This window comes from Acinetobacter endophylla (genome assembly GCF_053543775.1).
Map to the genome: position 1 here is coordinate 1 of NZ_JBLVOM010000084.1, position 2,172 is coordinate 2,172.

Here is a 2,172-nt window from a genome sequence, read left to right on the forward strand (position 1 = left end):
CGGTGAGTGAAAAGCAGATCCTAAAAACCCGAAAATCTCGGTACGCTTTTTTAGCGAATTTTCCTACGTACACTAAGTTCGCTGCAGGTATTTTCTTATTCGTCGTAATGGTTTTATTACGGACCCGGTTTAGCTACAGTATTAGCTTTGTGGCTCTATGGGTATTTCTAAGCCCTGTACTTTTTATCTTTATCTTAAAAATGAATAAAGCATTTTAGTATTTATTTAAAATCAGAAAGTAGTAAACAGCCTAGTGCGCTACTTACATGCCCTCTATTGAACCAATCTACCCAGTATCTGCTAAACCTTGGCAACCTACTTTTAAATATTTCAGATTCATTATTTTGGCTAGAATCAGAAATTTAAATTGGTAGGTATTTGGTAGGTAGGATTCTTTTTAACTTCATCCAATACTTATATTACGGTGAGGGTCACCGATAAAATAATCAATGAATGGTAGAAGGAATCACGCCATGGCTTTTAAAAATATTTCAGATCAAACTAACGGTTTTTATATTCCCTGTGTTTCACTTTTTGGTCCGGGCTGTGCTAAAGAAATCGGGATAAAAGCACAAAATTTAGGTGCCAAGAAAGCGCTGATTGTAACTGATGCGGGGCTGTTTAAATTTGGTGTTGCAGATGATATTGCAAATTATTTGAAAGAGGCGGGTGTAGACAGTTATATTTTCCCAGGCGCGGAACCCAATCCAACTGATATTAACGTGCATCATGGAGTTACAGCTTATAATGAAAATGCCTGTGATTTTATTGTATCGTTAGGTGGGGGCTCATCACATGACTGTGCCAAAGGCATCGGTCTGGTCACTGCAGGTGGCGGACATATCCGTGATTATGAAGGGATTGATAAAAGTACCGTTCCGATGACACCACTGATTGCAATCAATACCACGGCAGGGACGGCTTCGGAGATGACACGTTTCTGTATCATTACCAATACCGATACCCATGTGAAAATGGCGATTGTAGATTGGCGTTGCACACCACTCATTGCGATTGATGACCCTAAACTGATGTTGGCCAAACCTGCCGGCCTGACTGCGGCAACAGGGATGGATGCTCTGACACATGCGGTCGAGGCCTATGTATCTACGGCTGCTAATCCCATCACTGATGCCTGTGCAGAAAAGGCGATCACCATGATCAGTGAATGGCTCAGTCCCGCAGTGGCGAATGGGGATAATCTAGAAGCACGGGATGCCATGAGCTATGCTCAATATCTTGCCGGAATGGCCTTTAATAACGCCTCTTTAGGATATGTGCATGCGATGGCACATCAGCTCGGAGGCTTCTACAACTTGCCGCATGGTGTTTGTAATGCAATTCTGCTCCCCCATGTTTGTGAATTTAACCTGATTGCTTGTCCTGAACGTTATGCCAAAATTGCCCAATTGATGGGGGTGAATACAGAAGGCTTAACCGTAACTGAAGCAGCTTATGAAGCGATTGGCGCCATTCGTCAGCTTTCGGCTTCAATTGGTATTCCATCTGGGCTGACGGAATTGAATGTAAAAGAAGCTGACTTGGCCATCATGGCGGAAAATGCACAAAAAGATGCCTGCATGCTGACCAATCCACGTAAAGCCAGCCATGCCCAAGTGGTAGATATTTTTAAAGCGGCGATGTAGTGCCTCAATGTAAGTCTTCTCTCCAAGCATCTGACTTACATTTTTAACAGCCCCTGTTTCACTTCCTGAGGAAGTGTGCCAAGAGCAGACATGCATTTTCCTGTTCCTGGCTGATCCTTTTGCCTTCATAAGAGGATAAAAGCGGGGGGTGTTTCTTTTTTATGAAGTCCCCTTCATTATGAATATCGACATTAATCCCATGGTAGAAAAATGCCACTATTTTTTTAGCCCGTTCTAGCCACAAATAAAATTTCATAGCGTATTATCTTACGATTATATTTGATCCCTGAGGAATAAACTGCGCGTCCTTCAAATGACATGAAGGTGAGCGTAGCTGATATCAAGCATCTAGGCAAACGGCAAACTGGGTAGCCACTGATAAAAATTTTAGGATCAGGTTCAGTCTAAATTAATAAGTAAACTCACAGTAAGCAAGGATAATACTTAATATTCCAGAATATTCCTATTTTAACTGTTTAGCTTTGTACCGACAGTTACATCAGCTTTAAAGATTTTTATATTTTAA

2 protein-coding genes are annotated in these 2,172 nt (G+C 41.6%); both read left to right on the top strand.

Features of this window, described 5'->3' with window-relative positions; translation table 11 throughout:
• Positions 1-2 precede the first annotated feature (2 nt).
• Complete coding sequence (locus ACNPNW_RS05295) at positions 3-218, top strand: hypothetical protein (RefSeq protein WP_448766647.1); 216 nt, start codon at positions 3-5, stop codon at positions 216-218.
• 255 nt (positions 219-473) lie between these two features.
• On the top strand, positions 474-1,646 hold the full coding sequence (gene mdh / locus ACNPNW_RS05300; protein WP_004647793.1) for an iron-dependent methanol dehydrogenase: 1,173 nt from the start codon (positions 474-476) through the stop codon (positions 1,644-1,646).
• Positions 1,647-2,172: the final 526 nt, after the last annotated feature.

Excerpts from the sequence above, each read along its gene's own strand:
- mdh (WP_004647793.1), top strand. The coding sequence starts at position 474 with ATGGCTTTTAAAAATATTTCAGATCAAACTAACGGTTTTTATATTCCC.